This is a genomic window from Armatimonadota bacterium, from assembly GCA_031459715.1.
Classification (GTDB): Bacteria; Sysuimicrobiota; Sysuimicrobiia; order Sysuimicrobiales; family Humicultoraceae; genus Humicultor; species Humicultor tengchongensis.
Map to the genome: position 1 here is coordinate 104,548 of JAVKIA010000002.1, position 22,967 is coordinate 127,514.

The 22,967-nt window shown below is 70.4% G+C and carries 24 protein-coding genes; 21 read left to right on the top strand and 3 right to left on the bottom strand.

Features of this window, described 5'->3' with window-relative positions:
* The first annotated feature begins 15 nt into the window (after positions 1-15).
* The 21 genes from QN152_01535 to QN152_01635 all read left to right on the top strand — a co-directional run bounded on the left by QN152_01535 (position 16) and on the right by QN152_01635 (position 19,723).
* Positions 16-951 (top strand): Phenylacetic acid catabolic protein, encoded by a 936-nt coding sequence (locus QN152_01535; GenBank protein ID MDR7538201.1) that lies wholly within the window; start codon positions 16-18, stop codon positions 949-951.
* A 14-nt stretch (positions 952-965) separates the two neighbouring features.
* Positions 966-1,322, top strand: a complete 357-nt coding sequence (locus tag QN152_01540; GenBank protein MDR7538202.1) for a metal-sulfur cluster assembly factor — start codon at positions 966-968, stop codon at positions 1,320-1,322.
* 47 nt (positions 1,323-1,369) lie between these two features.
* On the top strand, positions 1,370-1,564 hold the full coding sequence (locus QN152_01545; protein ID MDR7538203.1) for a hypothetical protein: 195 nt from the start codon (positions 1,370-1,372) through the stop codon (positions 1,562-1,564).
* Positions 1,561-1,770 carry a hypothetical protein gene (locus QN152_01550; GenBank protein MDR7538204.1) on the top strand — a complete coding sequence of 70 codons (210 nt, stop codon included), beginning with the start codon at positions 1,561-1,563 and terminating at the stop codon, positions 1,768-1,770. Before QN152_01545 ends, QN152_01550 begins: the two co-directional genes overlap by 4 nt.
* Positions 1,767-2,531, top strand: coding sequence for a Phenylacetic acid catabolic protein (locus tag QN152_01555; protein ID MDR7538205.1), 765 nt, complete (start codon positions 1,767-1,769; stop codon positions 2,529-2,531). Before QN152_01550 ends, QN152_01555 begins: the two co-directional genes overlap by 4 nt.
* 216 nt (positions 2,532-2,747) lie before the next feature.
* A complete protein-coding gene (locus QN152_01560; GenBank protein MDR7538206.1) occupies positions 2,748-4,196 on the top strand; it encodes an aldehyde dehydrogenase family protein in 1,449 nt (482 codons plus the stop codon).
* A gap of 42 nt (positions 4,197-4,238) precedes the next feature.
* The gene (locus QN152_01565; protein MDR7538207.1) at positions 4,239-5,039 is read left to right on the top strand and encodes an enoyl-CoA hydratase/isomerase family protein; all 801 of its coding nucleotides are present in this window, start codon (positions 4,239-4,241) and stop codon (positions 5,037-5,039) included.
* 8 nt (positions 5,040-5,047) lie between these two features.
* Positions 5,048-6,238 carry an ABC transporter substrate-binding protein gene (locus tag QN152_01570; protein ID MDR7538208.1) on the top strand — a complete coding sequence of 397 codons (1,191 nt, stop codon included), beginning with the start codon at positions 5,048-5,050 and terminating at the stop codon, positions 6,236-6,238.
* Entirely contained in the window at positions 6,222-6,998 is a 777-nt protein-coding gene (locus QN152_01575) for an ABC transporter ATP-binding protein (protein ID MDR7538209.1), read from the top strand. The genes QN152_01570 and QN152_01575 overlap by 17 nt, the downstream gene beginning before the upstream one ends.
* A gap of 4 nt (positions 6,999-7,002) precedes the next feature.
* Positions 7,003-7,704, top strand: coding sequence for an ABC transporter ATP-binding protein (locus QN152_01580; GenBank protein ID MDR7538210.1), 702 nt, complete (start codon positions 7,003-7,005; stop codon positions 7,702-7,704).
* A gap of 31 nt (positions 7,705-7,735) precedes the next feature.
* Positions 7,736-8,593 carry a branched-chain amino acid ABC transporter permease gene (locus QN152_01585; protein MDR7538211.1) on the top strand — a complete coding sequence of 286 codons (858 nt, stop codon included), beginning with the start codon at positions 7,736-7,738 and terminating at the stop codon, positions 8,591-8,593.
* 23 nt (positions 8,594-8,616) lie between these two features.
* On the top strand, positions 8,617-9,543 hold the full coding sequence (locus QN152_01590) for a branched-chain amino acid ABC transporter permease (protein MDR7538212.1): 927 nt from the start codon (positions 8,617-8,619) through the stop codon (positions 9,541-9,543).
* 37 nt (positions 9,544-9,580) lie between these two features.
* Positions 9,581-11,020, top strand: coding sequence for an aldehyde dehydrogenase family protein (locus QN152_01595; protein MDR7538213.1), 1,440 nt, complete (start codon positions 9,581-9,583; stop codon positions 11,018-11,020).
* A gap of 15 nt (positions 11,021-11,035) precedes the next feature.
* Complete coding sequence (locus QN152_01600) at positions 11,036-12,592, top strand: benzoate-CoA ligase family protein (protein ID MDR7538214.1); 1,557 nt, start codon at positions 11,036-11,038, stop codon at positions 12,590-12,592.
* A 72-nt stretch (positions 12,593-12,664) separates the two neighbouring features.
* A complete protein-coding gene (locus QN152_01605) occupies positions 12,665-12,886 on the top strand; it encodes a hypothetical protein (GenBank protein MDR7538215.1) in 222 nt (73 codons plus the stop codon).
* A gap of 221 nt (positions 12,887-13,107) precedes the next feature.
* Positions 13,108-13,971 carry an IclR family transcriptional regulator gene (locus QN152_01610; protein MDR7538216.1) on the top strand — a complete coding sequence of 288 codons (864 nt, stop codon included), beginning with the start codon at positions 13,108-13,110 and terminating at the stop codon, positions 13,969-13,971.
* Between the two features lies 1 nt (position 13,972).
* Entirely contained in the window at positions 13,973-14,503 is a 531-nt protein-coding gene (locus QN152_01615) for a (2Fe-2S)-binding protein (GenBank protein MDR7538217.1), read from the top strand.
* 1 nt (position 14,504) lies between these two features.
* The gene (locus tag QN152_01620; GenBank protein MDR7538218.1) at positions 14,505-16,865 is read left to right on the top strand and encodes a molybdopterin-dependent oxidoreductase; all 2,361 of its coding nucleotides are present in this window, start codon (positions 14,505-14,507) and stop codon (positions 16,863-16,865) included.
* A complete protein-coding gene (locus QN152_01625; protein MDR7538219.1) occupies positions 16,862-17,893 on the top strand; it encodes an FAD binding domain-containing protein in 1,032 nt (343 codons plus the stop codon). The genes QN152_01620 and QN152_01625 overlap by 4 nt, the downstream gene beginning before the upstream one ends.
* Before the next feature lie 8 nt (positions 17,894-17,901).
* A complete protein-coding gene (locus QN152_01630) occupies positions 17,902-19,233 on the top strand; it encodes an AMP-binding protein (protein ID MDR7538220.1) in 1,332 nt (443 codons plus the stop codon).
* Between the two features lie 64 nt (positions 19,234-19,297).
* Positions 19,298-19,723 carry a MaoC/PaaZ C-terminal domain-containing protein gene (locus QN152_01635; protein MDR7538221.1) on the top strand — a complete coding sequence of 142 codons (426 nt, stop codon included), beginning with the start codon at positions 19,298-19,300 and terminating at the stop codon, positions 19,721-19,723.
* Here QN152_01635 and QN152_01640 read toward each other — a convergent pair.
* From QN152_01640 to QN152_01650, 3 genes are all read right to left on the bottom strand, one after another.
* Entirely contained in the window at positions 19,720-20,445 is a 726-nt protein-coding gene (locus QN152_01640; protein MDR7538222.1) for a TetR family transcriptional regulator C-terminal domain-containing protein, read from the bottom strand. The genes QN152_01635 and QN152_01640 overlap by 4 nt on opposite strands.
* 232 nt (positions 20,446-20,677) lie before the next feature.
* Positions 20,678-22,669, bottom strand: coding sequence for a ferrous iron transport protein B (feoB, locus tag QN152_01645; protein MDR7538223.1), 1,992 nt, complete (start codon positions 22,667-22,669; stop codon positions 20,678-20,680).
* Positions 22,666-22,926, bottom strand: a complete 261-nt coding sequence (locus QN152_01650) for a FeoA domain-containing protein (protein MDR7538224.1) — start codon at positions 22,924-22,926, stop codon at positions 22,666-22,668. Before QN152_01650 ends, feoB begins: the two co-directional genes overlap by 4 nt.
* Positions 22,927-22,967: the final 41 nt, after the last annotated feature.

Consider the following 22,967-nt stretch of genomic DNA (forward strand, 5'->3'; position numbering starts at 1 on the left):
GCACGGGGGAAGCGGGTGGCTCCAGTCACCGAGGAGGCCCTCCGGGCACGTCTCGACCGGGGCGAACTGGTGGAGGGTCCCGAGTACGCAACCTCAGCGTACGTCGAGTCACTCCAGCGCACCCTGATCGTCTCGGCGGACACCGAGCTGATCAGCGCGCCGGCCTACCTGCGTGCCGCGCAGGACGCCCCCAGCATCAACTCCTACATTTCGGCCATCGGCATCATCCAGGACGAACTGGGCCACGCCCACATCGCCTACCGCATGCTGCGCGACCTGGGCGTCGATACCGACGCGCTCATATATGAGCGCGACCCGGCGCAGTTCAAGCATCCTTTCGCGTTCGACGTGCCGCTGGAGTCGTGGACGGAACTGGTGGTGGCCAACGCCTTCTATGACCGCGCCGGTTTCGTCCTGCTGGGCGATATTTACCGGCACACCACGTACGGGCCGTGGAAACGGGCGCTGGCCAAGGTGGACCGCGAGGAGAACTTCCACCTGCGTCACGGGGAGAAGTGGATGCATACGCTGGCGGCCGCCCCCGCCACCCGGGCCGAGCTGCAGCGGGCGGTGGACTGGATGTTCCTCCTGACCGTGGAGTGGTTCGGGCTGCCCGACGACCTCAAGCGCCACAAGGAGCAGATCGGCTATGGCCTCAAGGGCTGCACCAACGACGAGCTGCGCCAGCAGTGGCTCTCCACCGCCGTCCCCCTCTGCCAGGCGCTGGGCCTGGAGGTGCCGGCGCGCTACGACCCATCCGCCCGCCGCTGGGTCATCACCTGCCCGTTCCCGGCGCGATTCGACGCAGCGCAGAAACGCTGGCGCCTGGAAGAAGGCGCCACCACCTGGGATGAGGTCGTGGGGCGCTGGAGGCAGCGGGGACCTGCCAACGCCGAGCTGGTGGCTGAAATCCAGCGAGGCTATCGCCAGCTGCAGCAGCTCCAGGCCTGAGAGGGTGGGACCAGATGGCAGGACCGCCGGTCGACCCTCCGCCCGCAGCGCTGGCGCCGGGTGAGCGGTGCACGGCGGAGGAGGCTCTGGCCGCCCTGCGCGAGGTGCTCGACCCCGAGTACCCTGTGAGCATTGTGGACCTGGGCCTGATCCGCGGTGTGGCCGTCCAGGGTGACACCGTCCGGGTCCGGATTACCTTCACGTCCATGGGCTGTCCGTGTGTGGACCTGATCCAGGACGACATCACCGCGCGGTTGCGGCGTCTGCCGGGCGTGCGCCAGGTGGATCTGGAGGTGGTCTGGGAGCCGTGGAGCCGCGCCGACATCACCGCGGAGGGGTCGCGCCGCCTCCGCCGGCTCGGGGTGGTCTAGCGTCTGGTCTGACCTCCGGCGTCCCCGGCCATGTCCTGAGGGTGCGGATGAACGAAGAGTACTACGAGGTGTTCGCCGCCCGCGCGGAGGCCGGTGAGCCGCTGCGCAACGTGGGCGCGGTGCGGGCCACGGGCTCACGCGAGGCGGGTATCTTTGCGCACAAGCTGTACGACGAGTGGAGGTGGCGGGCCATGTTCGTGGTGCCGCGCCGGGCGTTGCTCCCGGTGATCCGTCCCCAATGACCGGCCGGGTGCGCTTCCTGGTTCTGGCGCGGCGCGCCTACTCGGAGGCGCTTGAGTATCACGGGGTGCTGGAGGTGCCCGCGGGTGAGGACGCCGCCCGGCTGGCCCGGGAGCGGTTCGGCTCCGACTGGCTGGAACTGGTGCTGGCACCGGATGCGGCGGTGCACTGGGTTATCGGGCCGCCGGCTCTGGAGCCGACCGCATGAACCACGAGGTCACCTCCGCCCCCGAGCTGGCGCTGCCGGCGCTGGTCAACCTCATCGTGGTCCTGGCGGATACCAAGTACTTCCTGGGGCGACGCCTCTCCGAGTGGGCGCCGGCCGCGCCGTTTCTGGAAGCGTCGGTGGCGTGCGCCGCCATCGCCCAGGAGGACCTGGGGCACTCGCGGGCCATCTATCCGCTACTGGAGGATCTGGCGTACCCCAACCGGCCCGCGCCCCTGGAGCGCGAGACCGACCGCGACCGCCGTTTCTGCGTGCGCTTCCTGGATGCGCCGTTTCCCACCTGGTCTCACGTAGTGGCCGCCGCTGTCCTGGTGGACACGGCGGTCACCACCATGTTTGAGGCGTTGGTGGCTTCTCGTCACGAGGCGCTGGCCAGCCGCGTACGGCGCGCGCTGGAGGAGGAGCGCGCGCACCTGGGCTACGCGGAGAGCCTGGTCCGCCGGCTGGCGGCGATCCCCGGGGGAGCGGCGGCCCTGCAGGCGCGCGTGGACGAGGCACTGACAGAGATGCTGTGCTGGTACGGACCGACCGGGGAGGCGGGCGTGGAGATGCTGCGGAGCCAGGGTTTCCTTGCCGCTGCCAACGACGCTCTCCGCCAGGCGTACCTCCGCCGGGTGGCGCCGCTGCTGCTGGAGGTGGGCGTGCATCTCCCGGTGCGGTGGAATCTCGAGGAGGGCAGCTGGGAGGTGCCGCCGCTCCCGTGGGAAAGGTGGAACGCGACACAGCGCCGGCTCGAGGCCTGACCCGCCCGGGCGCGCCCCCCGGGGACGGGCCGCGGTGCCCCTGGTGCCAGTCGACGGACGTGGAGCGGGTCGGTGCCTTCGGACCGCAGCTGATGTCCGAGCAGTACCTGTGCCGCGCCTGCCACAGTCCTTTCGAGCGGATCCGCCGATAGGGGCGGTCGCGAGCGGCGGGGGCAGGTGCCGGGCCTCGAACGGTGGGGACGAGGAGGTCTGGCCATGGCGTTGCTGGTAATCAACGGTGAGATGGTCCCGGCCAGAAGCGGCCAGCAGATGCCGGTGCTGAACCCGGCCACCGAGGAGGTGGTCGACACCGTGCCCAGGGCCGGGCCCGAGGACGTCGACGCCGCGGTGGCGGCGGCGCGGCGGGCGTTCGACACCTGGGCGAAGACCGACCCGGACGAGCGCGCCCACAAGATCCGCGAGGGCCTGGCCCGGGTCCGGGCCCACGCTCCGGAGGTGGCCGACCTCCTGGTGCGTGAGCAGGGGAAGCCGCTGCATGAGGCCAGCGGCGAGCTCACCCACTTTCTCCACGGGATGGAGTTCTACGCGGACCTGGCCAGCAAGCAACGCGGGGTCTATGCTCCCCTGCCGTCGGCGTTGGGCAGGGCCTACGGCCTGGTGATCCGCCGGCCCGTGGGGATCTGCGCCGCCATCGTGCCGTGGAACTTCCCGCTCACGCTGATGGGTACCAAGATCGGCCCGGCGCTGGCGGCCGGCAACACCGTAGTGATCAAGCCGGCGAGCACTACCCCACTGGCGACGCTGCGCGTCATCGGTCTGATGAACGAGGTGCTGCCGGCCGGCGTCCTCAACGTGATTACAGGCCCCGGCCCGCTGGTAGGTGAGGCGCTGGCGGGGCATCCAGATGTGCGACGTGTGGCCTTCACCGGGCAGACCACCACCGGCCGGCGGATCATGGAGGTGGCCGGGCCGTCGTTCAAACGCGTGACGCTGGAGCTGGGTGGCTCCGACCCGGTCATCGTCTGCGCGGACGCCGACCTGGACAAGGCCGTCCGCGGCGTGCTGATCGGTCGCTTCTGGAACTGCGGTCAGGCGTGTCTGGCGGCCAAGCGAGTCTACGTCTTCGCCGAGGTCTACCAGGCCTTCCTGGAAAAGCTCCTCGCCGGTGTGGCGCGCTATGAGCCGGGGGAGGGATGGGTGAAGGCGGAACGGCCCCGGATCCGCCTGGGTCCCCTGCACACCGCCGAACAGCGTCAGGAGATCGTCGAGCAACTCCAGGATGCCCTGGGCCGGGGCGCCCGGGTGGCCTATGGGGGCGCGGTGCCCGAGGGGCGCGACAAAGGGTACTTCTTCACGCCCACCGTGGTCACCGGGGCGCCGCACGACAGCCGGGTGGTTCAGGAGGAGACATTCGGGCCGCTCCTGCCGGTGTTCAAAGTCTCGGGCATCGATGAGGCGATCCGGCTGGCCAACGACTCGGTCTACGGTCTGGGCTCGTCTATCTGGACCTACAACGTCCGGTGGATCCACCGGGCGGCCCAGGAGATCGAGGCCGGAATGACCTGGGTGAATCAGGTCCACTATGGGTACGACGAACTGCCGTTCGGCGGGGTGAAGGCGTCGGGGATCGGACGCGAGCACGGCATCGAGGCCATGGACTACTACGTCGAGGGCAAGTCGGTGGTCGTCGGCGACCTGGAATAGTTCGTGCCGCCGCATCGTCCCTCGACGATCAGGAGGGGAAGGATGGCCGTCGAGTACACGCGCGAAGGGTCGGTGGGGTTCATCACCCTCAACCGCCCGCCCGCCAACTCCTACGAGATCACCTTCATGGAGGAGCTGGAGCGGGCCATTCGGGCGGCCGCCGAGGATGCCGGGGCCCGGGCGGTGGTCGTCCGCAGCGCGCTGGAGAAGTTCTTCTGCGCCGGTGCCGACATCAAAGCCTTCGGCGAGAACACCCCCGAACAGAACATGGCGATGTGCCGCCTGGCCCACCGCGCGCTGGCCCGCATTGCCGCCGTTCCCAAGGTCTTCATCGCCCAGATCGCCGGGCACGCGCTGGGGGGAGGCCTGGAGATAGCCCTGGCCTGCGACCTGCGCTTCGGCGCCGACGGCACCTACAGCCTGGGCGTCCCCGAGGCGACCCTGGGACTGCTGCCCGGCAACGGCGGCACGCAGCGCCTGCCGCGTCTGATCGGCTGGAGCCGGGCGCTGGACCTGATGATCACCGGCCGGCGCATCTCACCCGGAGAAGCGCAGGCCCTGGGGATCCTGGACCGGGTGTTTCCTCCTGACCGTCTCGACGCCGAGACCCTCGCCTACGCCCAGGCGCTGACCGAAGGCTCCGCCTCGGCGATCGGGGCCATCAAGCTGGCCGTGCACCAGGGGCGGGAACGGCCGCTGGACGACGGGCTGCGCATCGAGCGTGAGCTGCTGGACGGCCTCTTCCGCAGTCCGGACGGCCAGGAGGGGGTGCGCGCGTTCATTGAAAGACGCAAGCCACAGTTCGCTCCGATAGTGGAACCGGCAGATCTGCAGAGGGGGTGAGGAGTGCCATGCGGACCATGATTGCGGCCGCCGCCATCCTGACGCTCTTGGCGGCGACCCTGGGGCCGGCCGCGGCGCAGCCGCAGCCGGTGCGGATCGCCTTTCTCAGTTCGCTCAGCGGTCCATTCGCCTTCTGGGGCGTCAACGCCCGGGACGGCATGAAGATGGCCGTCGCGGAGGTGAACGCCGGCGGCGGGGTGCTGGGGCGGCCACTCGAGCTGGTGGAACGGGACGACCGGAACAACCCGGCGGAGGCCATCACGGCCTTTCGGTCCCTGGTGGAGCGGGACCGGATTGTCGCGGCCGGAGGGGTGATCTCCAGCGATGTGGCCCTGGCCGCAGCTCGCGAGGCCGAGAGCCTGCGCGTTCCTCTCTTTCTGACCATGGCCGGCTCCCACGCCATCCTCACCCGCCGGACCCGGTTCACCTTCCGGACGTGCCTGGTGGCCGCGCCGATGTACGTCCAGGCCATCGCGGGGATGGTGCAGCGAGAAAAGTACACGCGTGTGGGAGCCATCGTCGCCGACTATGCCTGGGGACACTCCATCCGGGAGGCGTTTGAGCGGTATGTGGCTCCCCTGCCCGGCGTCCGCACGCAGCAGGAGGTCGCGCCGGTGGTTACGCCTGACTTCACGCCATACCTGCGGCGGCTCCAGCCGCTGAATCCTCAGCTGCTGGTGGCGGCGGGCCATCCTCCGGGCAACCCCACCATTGTCCGCCAAATGTGGGAGCTCGGCATGACGGCGCCGGTGATCGGCTCCGTGTTGCCGCCGGAGTTGATGGTGCAGCGGGCGGGGGACGCCGTCTACGGCCGCTTCCAGGACTACTCCTGCGTCGACTTTCAGAACCCTACCTGGGCGCGTCTCGCCGCCAGGTTCCACACCGAGTACAAGCGCTACTTCGACAACAGCGCGCTCTCCGGGTATGTCATCGTCAAGATGGTGGCGGACGCCGCCCGGCGGGCGAAGAGCACGGACCCGCCGGTACTCGCGGACACGATTCGCAAGGGGCGCTTCATCCAGGCCGGCCACGGCTGGCCCCTCTCCTATACTGAATGGGGAGAGATGAAGGAAGCTCGCCCGATCATCTTTGTCATCGAGCGTGGGGAGGCCCCCGGCGGTGCCAACCCCGGCGCGGGCTGGTTCCAGAAGTGGCTGTTCCGTCCCCCGGCCGTCGAGCCGTATGTCCCCGCAGAGTGACGGACCGTTCCTGGAGTGCCACCGGCTCACCAAGATGTTCGGGGGCATGGTGGCGGTGGCGGAGGTGAGCTTAGCGGTCTCTCCCCGGAGCATCGTGGGGCTTATCGGCCCCAACGGGGCCGGGAAGACTACCGTGCTCAACCTGATCAGCGGTGTCCTCCGTCCCAATGCCGGTACCGTCCGGCTGCGCGGACGGGACATCACCGGGCTCGCCCCCCACGCCGTGGCGCGGCTGGGCGTGGGACGTGTGCTCCAGATCCCCCGGCTCTTCCCGGGGATGACCGTGCTGGAGAACGTGACGGTGGGGGCGCTGTTCGGCGACGGATCTCCTCGGCGGTCTCAAGCAGAGGCCCGGCGCCAGGCCCAGGAGACCCTGGCCCTGGTGGGACTGGAGGACAAACAGGACCAGCCCGTCGCCAGGCTAACATTACAGGAGAAGAAACTGGTGGACCTGGCCCGCGCCCTGGCGGCTCGGCCCCAGTTGATCCTGATCGACGAGGTGATGAGCGGACTCAACCCGGGGGAGGTCGAGGAGTGCGTGCAGTTGCTCCGCCGCGTGCGGGATGAGCGGCACGTGGCCATTATCTGGGTGGAGCACGTGATGAAAGCCATCATGAGCGCCGCCGAGCGCGTCTTCGTCCTGAACTACGGTCGGTTGATCGCCGCGGGCACGCCCGATGTCATCGCCAGGGACCCGGCCGTCATCCAGGCGTACCTGGGTGTGACGGAACCGGCGCAGCGGGGAGGGCCAAGCCGCTAGGTGTATGCTGTCCGTTGAGGGATTGGCGACGGCCTACGACGACATCCCCATCCTGCGGGACGTCAGCCTGAAGGTCCGGCGGGGCGAGGCTGTGGGGGTGATCGGCCCCAACGGGGCGGGCAAGACTACCCTCCTGCGCACCATTGCCGGACTGGTGCGGCCGCGTGCCGGGAGCATCGCCTGGGAAGGCCTGCGGCTGGACGAGCTGCCAGCGCACGTGGTGGCGCGGCTCGGCATCGTGTACGTGCCGGCCGAGCGCGAGCTGTTCCCGCAGATGACGGTCCTGGAGCACCTCCGGCTGGGAACCTACCCGCACCCCGCCGGCTTCAAGGCCCGCGTCGAGTTCGTCTACGACCTGTTCCCGCGACTGGCGGAGCGCCGCCACCAGCGGGCGGGGACCCTGAGCGGCGGAGAACAGCAGATGCTGGCCATCGCCCGCGGCGTAATGATGCAGCCCCAGGTCCTGCTCCTCGACGAGCCCTCCACGGGCCTGGCCCCCCTGCTGGTGGCGGAACTATACCACCAGCTCGGCCGGCTGCGTGACGCCGGCCTCACCGTCCTGCTGGCCGAGCAGCAGGTGCCGCGGGCGCTGGAATTCTGCGAGCGCCTGTACGTGCTGGAGAACGGAGAGGTGGTTCTGGCGGGGGCCCCGGACGACCTCCTGGCAGACTCCGCGCTGAAGCGCGCCTACCTGGGGGTGGCCTGACGGTGGGCGCGACGGTGGCGTCGCGGCCGTGGTGATCGCCGTCCTGATCGACGGGATGGTGCAGGGGCTACAGCTGGGGCTACTCGGGGTCGGCATCACCCTGGTCTACGGCCTGGGCGGCGTGCTGAACCTGGCCCACGGGCAGCTGGCCGTGACCACGGGGGTAGCGGCGGCCCTGCTCATCGGCGCTGGCCTCCATCCCGCGCCCGCCGCCATGCTCGGGGTCCTGGGCGCCGGTCTGCTGGGTGTGGTCATGGATCGGACGCTGTTGCGACCTGCGTACCGTCGCCGGGGGGAAGAGCGGCTCCTGCTGGCGCTTATCCTGACCCTGGGCTTCGCCTTCGTCGTCGACGGCTTCCTGGCCTATCGCTATCCGAGCGTGGCGCTGACGCTGCGGCTGCCGGCCCCCGCCGTGGTCCTGGCAGGGGTGCGCATCCGCACGGTCAGCCTGGCGGTGGCAGGTCTGGGGCTGGCGGCCTTTGTCCTCCTGGGCCTGTTCCTGCGGAGCACGCTCCTGGGAAGCGCGGTGCGCTCCATCATGCAGAACGAGACGGGCGCGGTCCTGTGCGGCATCGACGTGGACCGGGCGCGCACCATCGTCGTCGGCCTGAGCGCCCTCCTGGCGGGGCTGGCCGGTCTGGCCCAGGGGCTCTTCTCGCACGTGGGGCCGGAGATGGGGCCGGAGTTCACCGTCCTGGCCCTCATCGTTGCGGTTGTCGGTGGGGTGCGCAGCCTGACCGGTACCTTCGTCGCCGGCCTGCTCCTTGGCCTGGTGAATGCCTTTTCCAGCTTCTACGTGGGGACATATCTCACGTGGATCCTGCTCCTCCTGGCGGCTCTGCTCACCCTGCTGGTGCGCCCCGAGGGCCTGCTGGCCTACTGGACATGAGGGAACGACCGCGCTCCAGACGGATGATACCGGTCCTGGTAACGGGGGCGGTCCTGGCCCTCCTCCCGTGGGTCTTCGGCACTGGCGGCTACTCTCTGCGCATCACCACCCTGATGCTGGTCATGATCATCTACACCGTAGCATTCAACATCATCTTCGGACACACCAGACAGCTCTTTCTCTGCCTGGGCGCCCTGGCCGGACTCTCCGCCTACCTGTCGGTGATTCTGGTGCGGGAAGCGCGGCTGGCCCCGGCGGCGGGCATTGCCCTGGGCACTCTGGGGGCTGGCACGCTGGGCGCGTTACTCAGCTACGTGGCCGCCCGCCGGGGGCTCGGGGTAATCTTCGCGGGCATCGTGACCCTGGTGGTGTCACTCATCTTCCAGAACCTCCTCCTGGGGCTCCGGCGGTACACGAACGGCGAAACCGGGATCGTCACCCAGGGGCTGGGGGTTGGTCTAGCCGGATACCCGGTGGTCGCGTACTACGCCCTCCTGGCCCTCCTGGTCCTGGCCCTGGGGGTGTACCGGTGGCTCATGGACGGCCGGCCCGGGCTGGCCTTCGGCGCGCTCAGCGAGGACGAGCTGACCGCGGAGCTGGCCGGGATCGACGTGACGCGCTACAAGGTGCTGGCGGCCGCGGTGGGATCGGGCCTGATCGGCCTGGCCGGAGCCCTGTTCGCCGACTTCAACGGGTTCATCAGTCCCAGCATCTTCTCCCTGGCGCACATCGACATCGTGGTCCTTATCGCCCTGCTGTTGGGCGGGATGCGGACGCTGCTTGGGCCTGTCATCGGTGCCGCCGCCTTCACCCTTATCGACGAGCTTGTGCGACCGTTCGGGCAGGCCACGGTGCTGGCGTACGGCGTTCTGCTGATCGTTCTTTTCCTGGCGTTTCGGCAGGGACTGGTACCGTTCGTGCGTCGCCTGGCCCGCGTGCCTGTGCCCTGAGCAGCCGGCCGGGTTGCGGTGCCCCTGGAGGCGTGGGATGGCTGAGATGTTCATCGACGGGCAGAGCGTCTCGTTCGCCGGGCTTGACCGGCTGGCCGTGACGAACCCGGCCAGCGGCGAGGTCATCGACACCGTGCCCCGGGGCGGATCCTCCGAGGTCGACGCGGCCGTCAACGCCGCGGCCACGGCTTTTCCCGCCTGGCGCGACCTCCCCGCCGCCCGCCGCGGGGAGCTCGTGGCCGCCGCGGCGCGCGCCGTCCTGGGGCGGCTGGACGAGCTGGCCCCGCTGCTCGTGGCCGAGCAGGGCAAACCCCTCCGCGAGGCCCGTCTGGAGATCCGGCGCTTCGTGCACACGCTGGAGTACTACGCCGGCCTGGCCAAGAACCTCCGGGGCGGATACGTACCCAACCTCGACCAGGGCGCCTACGGAATGATCCTCAAGCAGCCCATGGGTGTGGTGGCCGCCATCGTCCCCTGGAACTTCCCGGTGTCGCTGCTGGGCAACAAGCTGGGCCCCGCCCTGGTGGCCGGCAATACCGTTGTGGCCAAGCCGGCGGAGACCACCCCGCTCGCCACCCTGCGCGTGGCGGCCATCATGCACGCCGCTGGTGTGCCCTCCGGGGTGTTCAACGTCGTGACCGGTCGGGGCTCCGAGGCCGGCCGGGCGCTGGTGGAACACCCCCGGGTGCGCAAGGTGGCGTTCACCGGCTCCACGCCCGTGGGCAGGGAGATCCTGGCCCGCGCGGCGGCCGACCTCAAGCGCGTCACGCTGGAACTCGGCGGCTCCGATCCCATGATCGTCTGCGACGACGCCGATCTGGAGACCGCCGCCGGCGCGGCCAGCGTGGGGCGCTTCTTCAATTGCGGGCAGGCCTGCCTGGCGGTGAAGCGGCTCTACGTCTTCGAGCGCGTGGCCGACGAGTTCCTCCGCCACCTGCAGGCCCGCGTCGGCAGGTTGCGTCTGGGGCCGGGCGACGCCGAGGGGGTCCTGATCGGGCCGCTACACACCGCACAAGGGCGCGAGACCATCGAGGCCCAGGTGGCCGACGCCCTGGCTGGCGGCGCCAGGGTCCTGCTGGGCGCCAGGCGTCCCGCCGGGGCGACCTTCGCCCGCGGCTTCTTCTACGAGCCCACGGTGCTGCTGGAGCCCGCGCCCGATGCCCGCGTGGCCCGCGAGGAGGTCTTTGGTCCCGTGCTGCCCGTCTGGCGCGTGCGCGACCTGGATGACGCCATCCGCCGGGCCAACGACTCGATCTACGGGCTGGGGTCGTCTATCTGGACCCGCGACCTGGACCGCGCCTCGTATGCCGCCGAGCGGCTGGAGGCGGGGTGGACCTGGATCAACTCGCCGCCCAAGATCTATGACGAACTCCCCCACGGCGGAGTCAAGCAGAGCGGGATCGGCAAGGAGCACGGCAGCGAAGCCCTCGATTACTATATGGAGACAAAGTCGGTGGTGGTGCGCAGGTCCTCGTGAGGGGAGGGGGCGCGGATGGTGGAGGTACCGTTGCAGTACAATGCCTCGCTTGTGCTGGACCGCAACGTGGAAGCGGGGCGGGCCGGCAAGGTGGCCATCAGGTGCGGGGACGAGCAGGTCACCTACGGAGACCTGCTGGCACGGGTCTGCCGGTGCGGTAGCGCCTTGCAGCGGCTGGGGGTGCGGCGGGAGGAGCGGGTGGTCATGGTGCTCAACGACACGCCCGCCTTCCCCACGGTCTTCTACGGCGCGCTACGCATCGGCGCGGTGCCGGTGCCGACCAACCCGCTGCTGCGGTGGGAAGATCACCGCTACTTCATCCAGGACAGCTATGCCCGGGTGGTGGTGACGGACCTGGAGCACCTGGAGAAGGTCCGGCAGGCCGCCGAAGGCGTCGCCGACCCGGTCACGCTTGTCGTGGCCAACGGCCGGGCGGAGGGGGCGCTGGCGCTGGACGACCTGCTGGCCTCAGGCCTGCCCGACCTGGCGCCCGCCTCCACCCACCGCGACGACATGGCCTTCATCCTCTACAGTTCCGGCAGTACCGGACTCCCCAAGGGCGTGGTGCACCTGCACCACGACATCCCCTACACGTGTGAGACCTACGCCCGGCACGTACTGCAACTCACCGACGCCGACATCACCTACTCCGCGGCCAAACTCTTCCACGCCTACGGCCTGGGCAACAACATGACCTTCCCCTACTGGGCGGGTGCGGCCACGGTCCTGGTGCCGGGGCGCCCGGCTCCCCAGCCGGTGCTGGAGACAATACAGCGGTTCCGGCCCACGGTGTTCTTCGGGGTACCCACCCTGTACAACGCCATCCTCAACTTCCCCGACTGCACGCGCTACGACCTCTCGTCGCTGCGACTGTGTGTCTCGGCGGCCGAGGCCCTCCCGGCCGAGATCTGGCGGCGGTGGAAGGAGACGTTCGGGCTGGTCATTCTCGACGGCATCGGCACCACCGAGATGCTGCACATCTTCGCCTCCAACACCCGGGAGGCGCTCCGCCCCGGCTCCAGCGGGAAGCCGGTGCCGGGCTACGAGGTCAAGATCGTGGATGATGAGGGGCGGCCGGTGCCGCCCGGCGGCGCTGGCCACCTGATGGTCAAGGGGGACTCGGCGGCGCCCTACTACTGGCACTTCCACGAGAAGTCCAAGGCCACCATGGTCGGTGAGTGGATGCGCACCGGTGACTGGTACCGGATGGACCGGGAAGGCTTCCTCTGGTACGAAGGCCGCTCGGACGACATGCTGAAGGTCGGGGGCCTGTGGGTCTCCCCCATCGAGGTGGAGAACAGCCTGATCGAGCACCCGGCGGTGCGGGAGGCCGCGGTGGTGGGGATCGAGGTCGAGGGCCTGACCAAGATGAAGGCCTTCGTCATTCTGCGGGAGGGGTTTGTGGGGTCGGCGGCGCTGGCGGCGGAGCTGCAGGAGTGGTGTAAGACGAAGCTGGAGCGGTATGAGTACCCGCAGTTCGTGGAGTTCGTGGCCGACCTGCCCAGGACGGTGACGGGGAAGATCCAGCGATTCAAGCTACGGCAGGCCCACCCCACGCCGGCCTCGTCGTAGGTCTGGCGGCCCGCCGCGGTGCGGGCGCCCGGCCCGGAGCTGAGCGATGCCGTATGCCCATTCAATAAGCTCATGAGCCTGGCCGAGGCCATCGCCCGGTTCGTCCCTGACGGCGTCGCGGTGGCCATGGTCACCTCCCTGGAGTCGCTGATCCCGTTTGGGGCCGGCCATGAGATCATCCGCCAGCGCCGGCGCGATCTGACCCTGACTGGGCCCATCTTCGACATCGTGGTGGATCAGCTCATCGGCGCCGGCTGCGTCTCCCGGGTCGGGCCGCCTGGGTCGGCAACGTGAGCGCCGGATTGGGCCATGCCTACCGCCGCGCGGTGGTATCCGGGATTCCTCGCCCGCTTGCCGAGGTGGATCGCCCCGGGAACGTGAATTCGTCCTACGGGACGGGTTAGCCGGAACCGCATCCTGAGCGCCAGCCGCCGGGCGGGGCCTTCCCGGCAGGAGGAGGGGTGTCCGCTGGCGAATCCGGGTGCTGTTCGACAGACCGAAACAGGTTCACAGTTATGAACACGGTCCCCGCCGCCAGCTCGGGCCGGCCGAGAGCGCCCCGCCTGGTGCCCGCAGTGGACCGGGCCGTGCGGGTGCTGCGCGCCCTGGCCGCGGACGGCGCGTCGCCCCGCCTCTCCGATCTGAGCCAGGCACTGGGCGTGAGCAAGAGTTCCCTCTCGGGCCTTTTGGCCACCCTCGAGCACCACGGCCTGGTCGAGCGCGACGCCGAGTCGCGCGTCTACCGGCTGGGCGGGGCGCTGATGGAGCTTGGGAGCGCGGCCCAGCGGGAGCTCGATCTCGCCCGCGCCGCCCGCCGTCCGCTGGAGCGCCTCCGCGATACCGTGGGCGAGACCGCCGTGCTACACGTCCCCGCCGGTGACGGGGCCGTCATCGTCGCCCGCGCCGAGTCTCGCCACGACCTTAAGGTCGTGGCGCCGCTGGGGCACCGGCTGCCGCCGCTGGCGGGCGCCGTGGCCAAGGTGCTCCTGGCGCACCGCCCGGAGGCCGACCTCGCCCCGCTGCTGCGTGGGGGGCTCCCCGCGTTTACCCGGCGCAGCGTGACCGACCCGCAGCGTTACTTGGAGGAACTGCGCCGGGTGCGCCGTCGGGGCTATGCGCTCGACGACGAAGAGTACCTGCCCGGGGTATGCGCGCTCTCCGCCCCCGTGTACGACGTGCTCGGCCGGCTGGCGGGCACGGTGACCGTGGTGGGGTCCAGTGCGCGGCTCAGCCGCTCACGGCTCCGGGCGGCGGCGCGGGAGGTGCGGGCCGCGGCCAGGGAGATCTCGCAGCGGCTGGGTGCCGGCGGTGCGGAGGCAAGGCTGGGTGACGCCGGTGCGGCGGCGGAGGCATCCACCGGACGCTCCCGGGGAGGCTGAGATGCCCAAGGTGCTGGTGACGCTGAGGGTCAACGGCGAGGCCTGCGAGGTCGCCGTGCCCGTGCACAAGACGCTGCTGGAGGTGCTGCGCGAGGACCTGCGCCTGACCGGCACCAAACACGGCTGCGAACTTGGGGAGTGCGGCACCTGCACCGTCCTGGTGGACGGCGAGCCCTGGCTGTCGTGCCTCACGTTGCCGGTGGAGGTCGAAGGGCGGGAGATCCTCACGGTGGAAGGTCTGGCGCAGGGAGGGCGCCCCCATCCCCTCCAGGCCGCCTTCGCCGAACTGGGCGCGGCGCAGTGCGGTTACTGCACCCCGGGGATCCTGGTGACGGCCAAGGCGCTCCTGGACGCCACGCCACGCCCCACGCGCCAGGAGATCGCGCAGGCCCTCTCGGGCAACCTGTGCCGGTGCACCGGCTACGTGAAGATCTTCGAGGCGGTGGAGCTGGCGGCGCGGCGCATGGCCGAGGAGGCGGCGCCCGCGGGCGCTCCCGTCAGCGCGCCGGCCGGGGCCGCCGGGGGGGAATAGGATGGCCCACGACTTCTCCGTCATCGGCCGGATGTTGCCCCGGGTGGATGGACTGGCCAAGGCCACCGGGCAGACCAGGTACGCCGACGACCTGGACCTGCCCCGGATGCTGTACGGGCGCCTGCTGCGCAGCACCTGCGCCCACGCCCGCATCGTGCGCCTCGACACCAGCCGCGCCCGGGCCCTCGCCGGGGTGCACGCGGTCATCACCGGGCGGGACCTTCCGGTCAAGTTTGGCATCCTGCCCGTCAGCCAGGACGAGCACGCTCTGGCCCTGGACAAAGTGCGCTTCGTGGGGGATCCGGTGGCCGCCGTGGCCGCGGTGGATGAGGAGACCGCCGAGCGGGCCCTGGAGCTCATCGACGTGGAGTACGAGCCGCTTGAGGCCATCATGACCATCGACCAGGCCCTGGCGCGCGACCACGTGCGGATCCACGACTACGGCGACGGACCGGCCAACGTCCACAAGATGGTGGCCCTGGAGTTCGGCGACGTGGAGTATGGCTTCCGCCAGGCCGAGTACGTGCGCGAAGACGTCGTGTTCTACCAGGGCAGTACGCACCTGCCCATGGAGCAGCACGCCGCGGTGGCATCCTACGAGGCCGACGGGAAGCTCACCGTCTGGACGTCGACGCAGACACCGCACTACGTGCACCGGGCGCTGGCGAAGGTCCTGGAGTATCCGGCCGGCCGGATACGCGTGATCGCCACGCCCGTGGGGGGCGGCTTCGGCGGCAAGTCCGATCCCTTTGCCCACGAGATCGTGGCCGCCAAGCTGTCGATGCTGACGGGCCGGCCGGTGAAGATCACCTGCACCCGCGAGGAGGTCTTCTACCTCCACCGGGGGCGGCATCCGGAGCTGCTGTGGGTGCGGACCGGCTTCACCCGCGACGGCCGCATCACCGCCATGCACTTCAAGGCCTTTCTGGACGGCGGGGCCTACGGTTCCTACGGCGTTGCCACCCTGTACTACGCCGGAGCACTGCAGACCACCACATACCGGATCCCCGCCTACCGCTTCGAGGGCCTGCGCGTCTTCACCAACAAGCCGCCCTGCGGCCCCAAGCGCGGCCACGGCACGCCGCAGGCGCGGTTCGCCCTGGAGGTGCACCTGGACCGGGCGGCCGCCGATTTGGGACTGGACCCCGTGGAGCTGCGGCGCCGCAACCTGGTGGAGCCCTACTCCATGACGGTCAACCACCTGCGCATCACCTCGTGCGGGCTGCGGGAGTGTATCGACCGGGTGGTGGAGGCGTCGGGTTACCTGGAACGGCGCGGCCGGCTGGGACCCGGCCGCGGGCTGGGGTTTGCGGTGAGCGCCTACCTCTGCGGCGCCGCCCTGCCCATCTACTGGAACGAGATGCCGCAGTCGGAGGTGCAGATCAAGATCGACCGGGGCGGCGGTGTCACCGTCTACTCCATGGCCATCGACATCGGCCAGGGCTCCGATACGGTGCTGGCTTCCGCGGTCGCTGAGGTGCTGGGCCTCGATCCGGCGGAGGTGGCGCTGGTGACGGCCGACACCGACCTTACCCCGATCGACCTGGGGGCCTATTCCAGCCGCGTGACTTTCATGGCCGGCAATGCGGCGGTGGAGGCCGCCCGCCAGATGCGCGGGCGGATCTTCCAGGCCGTGGCCGAGAAGCTGGAGGTGCCGGTGGAGCTGCTGGCGGCGCGCGGCGGGCGCATCTTCAACATGGAGAAACCGGAGCTTGGCCTGGAGTGGGTCGAGGCCGTGCGCGTCGCCGAGGCGCGTTGGGGCCTGCTGCTCACCTCCGGCTCGTACCGGCCCCCCCGGCTGGCCGGCCCGTACAAGGGCTCGGGCGTGGGACCCTCCCCTGCCTACTCCTACACCGCCTGCGTGGCCGAGGTCACCTGCGACGCCGAGACTGGCTGGGTCACCGTCGACCGGGTCTGGCTGGCCCACGACATCGGCCGGGCGATCAACCCCCTGCTGGTCGAAGGGCAAATCGAGGGCAGCGTCTACATGGCGCTGGGCGAGGCCCTGATGGAGGAGCAGGTCTTCCGACGGGGCGTCCACAAATTCCCGTCGATGCTGGAGTATAAGAGCCCGACGACGCTGGAAGCGCCCGAGATTCACTCCTTCCTGGTCGAGAGCGTCGACCCCGAAGGGCCGTTTGGGGCCAAGGAGGTCGGACAGGGGCCCCTGCTGCCCGTCGTTCCCGCGGTGGTCAACGCGGTGGCCGACGCCCTGGGCGTGCGCATCGACGAGGTCCCCCTCACCCCCGACAAGGTGCGCGCCGCCCTGGCCGACCGCGAGCGGGGCGGGCCCGGCCGTGTCGGGCCCAGGGGGGTCCCGGCGGTGCGCTTCAAGGATCCGATCCGGGTGCAGCCGCCATGATGCGGCTACCGCCCTTCACCTACCTGGCGCCGCGCCGGCTGGAGGAGGCCGTTCGCCTGCTGGCCGACCACGGCCCCGAGGCGGTACCGGTCGCCGGCGGGACCGACCTGTACCCCAACATGAAACGCCGCCAGATCGAGCCGAAGGTGCTGGTGGGCCTGCGGGGGTTGCCGGAACTGCAGGGGATCTCGGGGGATGCGCGAGCGGGCCTGCGGGTCGGCGCCGGGGTCGTGCTGCAGCGGTTCCTGGACCATCCGGTGGTGGCCCGGCACTACCCGGCGCTGGCGCGTGCCGCAGGGTTCATCTCCAACCCGCAGATCCGCCACATGGGCACCGTCGGGGGCAACCTGCTCATTGACACGCGGTGCAACTACTACAGCATGCCCTACTGGTGGAGGCGCTCCATCAACTTCTGTCTGAAAAAGGACGGCGACGTCTGCTGGGTGGCTCCGGGTGGGGGGCGCTGCTGGGCCATCTCCTCGTCGGACCTGGCGCCCGTGCTGATCGCGCTTCAGGCCCGGGTCCGGCTGGTGGGAGCGGCGGGCGAGCGCACGGTGCCGGTGCACGATCTCTATAGAGACGACGGCATCGCGTACCTGGCCAAGGCCGCTGACGAGATCCTGGTGGACATCCTGCTGCCGCCCCCGGACGACCTTCGCGTCACCTACTGGAAGCTGCGGCGCCGCGGCGCCATCGACTTTCCCATCCTGGGCGTGGCCGCCGCCGTGGGGCTGGAGACGGATGGGACCTGCCGCCAGGCCCGGCTGGTGCTGGGTGCGGTGGCGTCGCGACCGGTCCGCAGCGAGGCCGCCGAACGGGTGCTGCTGGGCCAGCGCCTCACACCGGAGGTGATCCAGGCTGCGGCGGAGGCCGCCTGGAAGCCCTCAAAACCCCTGGACAACGCCGACCTGACTCTGGGCTACCGCAAGGCGATGGTGCGGGTCTACGTACGCCGCGCCCTGCGGGAACTGGCCGGGCTGCCGCCTGAAGCGGGGTTGAGCCAGACTGCCGGGGAGGTCTCGGCGTAGCGGCGGCGATGGCGACGCGCGGCACTTCCACCGAGGTTCCCTTCTTCCAGAGCGAGGTGGAGACGCTGGAGCGTCCCGCTCTGCGGGCGCTGCAGCTGGAGCGACTGCGCCGCCTGCTCGAGGAACTGGTCGACGCCAACCCGTTCTATCGGCAGAAGTGGCAGGCGGCGGGCGTGCGGCCGCTGCAGGACATCCGCGGACTCGACGACCTGCCACGCCTCCCCCTGACGACCAAGGCGGAGCTGCTGGCCGATCAGGAGGCTCACCCGCCCTTTGGTACGGTGCTCACCTACCCGCTGGAACGCTACAGCCGCCTCCACCTGACCTCCGGCTCCACCGGCCGGCCGCTGCGCTGGCTGGACACACCCCGCTCCTGGGAGTGGTGGTGCCATTGCTGGGGGTTCGTCTACGCCGCCGCCGGTGTCGGCCCCGCCGACCGCGTCTTCTTCCCCTTCTCCTTCGGCCCGTTCATCGGGTTCTGGGCTGGCTTTGACGCCGCGACCCGCCTGGGCGCCCTGGCGGTGCCGGGGGGAGGGCAGGACTCCGCCCTGCGCCTGCGCACTATGCAGGAGATCGGCGCCACTGTGCTGGTGTGCACACCCTCGTACGCGCTGCGCCTGGCCCAGGTGGCCAGGGAGCAGGGGCTTGACCCGGCGGCGCTGCCTGTGCGGGTGACGATCCACGCCGGCGAACCCGGCGCCAGCATCCCCGCCACGAAGCAGCGGATCGAGCGGGCCTGGGGCGCGCGCTCCTTCGACCACTACGGCATGACCGAGGTGGGCGCGGTGGGCTTCGAGTGCCTGGCCCGCACCGGCGGCCTCCACCTCAATGAGAGCGAGTTCATCGCCGAGGTCCTCGACCCGGCGACGGGTGAGACGGCGGCGGAGGGCGAGGGGGAACTGGTGCTGACGAACCTGGGCCGGGCGGGATCGCCCGTGATCCGGTACCGCACCGGCGACCGGGTCCGCCTGGTGACCGCGCCCTGTCCCTGCGGCCGGACCTTCGCCCGGCTGGACGGCGGCGTGCTGGGCCGGGTGGACGACATGGTGGTCATCCGGGGGGTTAACGTGTTTCCCAGCGCCATCGAGGAGATAGTGCGCCGCCACCCCGCCGTGGACGAGTTCCGCATCGAGGTCTACCGGCAGGACGAGATGGACCGGGTGCGGGTGCTGCTGGAGATCGACGAGGGGCGGCACGGGGCCGCTGTGCGGGACCAGACCGTGGCGGCCGTGGCCGAGGCTCTGCGCCTGAGCTTCGGGCTGCGGATCGAGACATATGCCGTAGCCGCGGGGACCCTGCCGCGGTTCGAGCTAAAGGCGAAGCGCCTGGTCCGCATATAGCCCGGTAGAAGCGGCGGTGGAGATCGAGCGGCAGCGGCTCTACTTCGACGACCTGGCGGTGGGGATGTCCTTCACCACGGCCGGCCGGACCGTCACAGAGGCAGACCTGGTCGCCTTTTCCGGTATCACCGGCGATTTCAACCCGCTGCACAGCGACGCCGAGTTTGCCAGGAGAACGATCTTCGGCCAGCGGGTTGCGCACGGGACCCTGACCCTGTCGCTGGCGGTGGGCCTGCGGCAGCGCACCGCGCTCTTCGAGGGGACGATGATAGCATTTCTGGAGATCCGGCACTGGAAGTTCCTGCGGCCGGTCTTCATCGGGGACACCGTCCGCGCCGTGACCGAGATCACCGGCCTGCAGCCGGGCCGACACCCCGACCGCGGGGTCATGGTCCAAACGGTACGGGTGCTGAACCAGCGGGACGAAGTCGTGGCCGAGGGGGAGTTCGTGAACCTGGTCCGGCGGCGCACCCCCGTGCCGCCGGGCTAGGCCGGGGATTCGACCCCGGGCCGGGAGGCGGCCCCGCCGCGCAGGTAGCCGAGCACCGCCCGCTTGCAGAGCTCGCGCACCTGGGGGTGCAGCGCTTCCCACTGCGGCTCTTCCAGCCACTGGAGGAAGAGGCCGTCCATCATGGCCCGGACCACGGCGGCCGCCTCCGCCGCGTCGCCCACGCGGAAGACCCCCTCCCGGATTCCTTCAGCGATGAGCTGCGCGTAGGCTCCGTTCACGATGTGGCGGAACGTGGCATTGAGGCGGTCGAACCGGTCCAGGCGCGCCGCGTAGGTGAGCAGGTCCATGAACACCAGGTAGAAGTCGCGATTGGCGCGGGGGTCCACGAAGATGGAATCGATCATCGCCGCGACCTTCTCCTCGGCGGAACGAGCCGGGAGGACCGCGTTCTGGATACGGCGGGCCACGCGCCCCAGCACCCAGCGCATGGTGGAGAGAATCAGGTTCTCCTTTGAGCCGAAGTAGTAGAGCAGGATGCCCTTGCTCACACCGGCGGCCGAGGCGGCCTCCCGCAGGGAGAGGCGCTTCACCCCCCGCTCGGCCATGGCCCGATAGGTGCTGCGCAGCAGCCGGATGTGCTTTTCCGTGAAGGCGGGCTCGTCCAGGGCCGCGGCGCCGCGAGGTGGGGGCAGTGGGGAGAAGCCCGCGCTGCCAGCCAGGCGACGGGCCGCCTTCTTGGGCCTGATCAGCGGGTCGTCCACGGCCAGGTGCCGCTCTCCAGCATACGTCAGGGGCCTTCAGGACGACAACATGTGTTCCATGATGTCGGCCGGGACTTTCACCGACGTCTTCGGCTATGAGACCCGGACCGCCGCCCCCGGCCTGATTTGGGGATCGATCGGGCGCACGCCGGCCTCTTGCCAGCCGCGGGCCCGGCGGGGTTGCCAGGCCGCGTCGGACTGGCTGGCGCCCCGTGCCGCGTCCACCACCGGGCTACACCATTCTGAGGAAGCGCGCGGCGACGCCCCCAATCAGCACCGCCAGGGTCACCGTGCCCAGGGAAATCAACGCGGCCCGGCGGCGGCCGAGAGCGCGGACCAGCACGGAGATGGTGGCGATGCAGGGGATGTAGATGGTGTTCACCAGGGCATAGGTGAAAATCTGGTCCGCGGTCATGAAGCTTCTCAGGTTCTGAGCCCCCCGCCCATACTCCATGACGGCCAGCGCCACCAGCAGCTGCAGCGCCAGCTCCTTGCGCAGCACGGCGAACAGCAGCGTCAGTCCCGCCACCGTGGGCAGGCCCAGCCAGCCTTCCACCAACGGGGCCAGGGGCCAGGCGGCCAGGCGGATCAGGCCGGTCTCGTAAAGGGCGCCCAGAGCCACACTTCCCCAGAGCACGATGGGCACCGCCACGAAGACGAAGTCCCGCACCCGGACCCACGTCTTCCGCAGAACGGTGCGCGCTGTGGGCAGGCGGAAGGGGAAGACCTCGGCCAGCAGGTCCGGGATCCTCCCCGGGATGAGGCGATTCAGCCCCCAGCCCGCCGTCAGCACCACAGCGGTGACGATGCCGTAGAGCGCCAGGGCCCACGGCCACCCCAGGTAGTAAGCCACCGCCCCAAAGATGACGGCGGTGCGGGCGCTGCAGGGGATCATGGTGATCAGGGTCCCGGCGATCAGGCGCTCCCGTTCGGTGCGCAGCCCGCGCAGCCCGATGATCGCCGGGACGTTGCACCCTGCTCCGGCCACCAGTGGCAGCGCCGCCCGTCCCGACAGCCCCAGGCCACGCATCAGGCGGTCGAGCAGTACGGCGGCCGCATTGAGGTACCCCGTGTCCTCGAGGACGCCCAGGAGGATGTAGAACGTGAGCACGTAGGGGATGCCCACCGAGAGCACGGCGTTCAGCCCTGCGTCCAGACCCCACAGCAGCGTGCGCCCTACCACGCCCCCGCCGAAGAGGGCCAGCACCAGCGCCCGGATGGGCGGTGAGGCAAGCCGGCCCCACAACCCGTCCACCAGCGCGGCCAGCGCACCGCCACCCCAAAAGAGGGTGGTGAAGACCACAGCCAGGACGGCCAGCAGCAGGGGGACCCCTGTGGCCGGCCGGATGGCAGCGCGCCAGGCGGCCCGACCGCGGAACTCCCCCGGCGAGACCGTCACCCTGGCTGCGAGGCGCTCCGCAAGCGCGTGACGCTCGCGAGCCACCGCGACCGATGCCGGCTCCCCGCTTGCCGCCTCCAGGCGGGCGGCAGCGGAGGCGGTGCGCTCCGCCAGGGGCGCCCGTGCCTGCGGCGCCAGCCCCGGGAGATTTTCCGGCTGCAGCGCACCTTCCAGGAGCAGAAGCGCTGTCCCCCGCCTGGACAGGGGAATGTGGCCGTCCAGGGAGGAGGCCAGCCGCGCCACTTCCCGCTCCAGGAGGGGGCTGTAGCGGTGCCGGACCGCAGGCGCCTGGCCGGCCGCCCGCAGGGCCTCGGCCAGGACCTCACGCAGCCCCCACCCCCGTACAGCCACCGTCGGGATCACCGGGACACCCAGGAGCTCGCGCAACTGCTGGACGTCGATACGGATACCCGCGCGCTCCGCGACATCCGCCAGGTTGAGGGCCACGACTACAGGGAAGCCCAGGTCGATCAGCTGCAGGACCAGGTAGAGGTTGCGCATCAGGTTCGTGGCGTCGACGATGGCCACCACCGCGTCGGGCGGCCACTCCAGCAGGGCCTGCCGGGCGGCGCACTGGTCGCCCGAAGTGCACGTCAGGCAGTAGAGTCCCGGCAGGTCCACCAGCGTCACCACTTGCCCATCCAGCCGGACGGTGGCCGCGTTCACCTCAACGGTGGCCCCGGGGTAGTTGGTGGTGAGCACCTCCAGCCCGGTGAGCCGGTTGAAGATCGTGGACTTCCCCACGTTGGGGTTGCCGGCGAGGGCAACGGTGGTACCCGCTCGCTGGTCGTAGGGCGCCAGCTGGTGGCAGGCCACGGCACTCATGGGTTGTCGCACACCTCGATGCGCGCGGCCAGTCGCCGACCCAGGGCGTAGACCCCGCCCGCGGTCTGCACTACGACCGGTCCCCCCAGGGGAACCACCTCGATCACCCCGACCGGCTCACCCGGAAGGAGGCGCAAGGCGGCCAGCTCCGCCGCCATACCCGGGTCGTCCAGAGGTATGCGCACGATGGTCCCGCAGCTCCCTGCGCCAAGGCCGGCCAGGGGGCGCGTCCGCGCCGCGGCAGCAACGTGCTCCATCACCGGACCTATTTGTTGAGCCCCATTCTCCTAAATCACAG